Genomic DNA, 820 nt, shown 5'->3' with positions numbered 1-820 from the left:
CAAGGCCAGCGAGCAGAACGCCCGGATCGCCGACTGGCTGGTCCGCCTGACGACCGCCCATCGCGACTGGGGCTTTGGCCTGTGCTACCTGTACCTGCGCAACGTGAAGGGCTTTGGCTGGAATCACAAGCGGGTCTACCGGATTTACCGCGAGCTGGAGTTGAACCTGCGGATCAAGCCGAGGAAGCGGCTGGTGCGTGAGCGGCCCGAGCCTCTGGCGGTGCCGGAGGCTATCAACCAGGTCTGGTCGATGGACTTCATGCACGACCAGTTGGCCGACGGCCGCAGCTTCCGGCTGTTCAATGTGCTCGACGACTTCAATCGCGAGGGGCTGGGGATCGAGGTGGATCTGTCGCTGCCGTCAGCCCGTGTGATCCGATCGCTGGAGCAGATCATCGAGTGGCGCGGCAAGCCCGCCGTGATCCGCTGCGACAACGGCCCTGAATACATCAGTGGCGCGTTGCTGTCCTGGGCGCAGCGGCATGGTATCCGGGTCGAGCACATCCAGCCGGGCAAGCCACAGCAGAACGCCTACGTTGAACGCTACAACCGCACCATCCGCTACGCCTGGCTCGCCCAAACCCTGTTCGACACCATCGACCAGGTGCAGGACAAAGCCACCCGCTGGCTATGGACGTACAACCACGAGCGTCCGAATATGGCGCTCGGCGGCATCACGCCTGCCATGAAGTTGGCGATGGCCGCTTAGCTCCACTTCTGGCGACCGCTAAAAGTGGGGGGATTACCGTCCCACACGTTCTTCGCATCCCAGTGGCCCCGACCTTCGATGGCTCTTTCAAGCCGCGCGGTGATCAGGGGT

At 63.4% G+C, this 820-nt stretch carries 1 pseudogene; it reads left to right on the top strand.

Annotated elements, in window-relative coordinates:
• A pseudogene (locus J7360_RS07100) lies at positions 1-709 on the top strand (IS3-like element ISXac2 family transposase); the annotation flags it as partial.
• Positions 710-820: the final 111 nt, after the last annotated feature.

Source organism: Xanthomonas sp. D-99 (assembly GCF_017746145.1).
GTDB lineage: Bacteria > Pseudomonadota > Gammaproteobacteria > Xanthomonadales > Xanthomonadaceae > Xanthomonas > Xanthomonas cissicola.
Note: the sequence above shows the minus strand (reverse complement) of the source record. Positions and strands in the feature narration are given on the sequence as shown.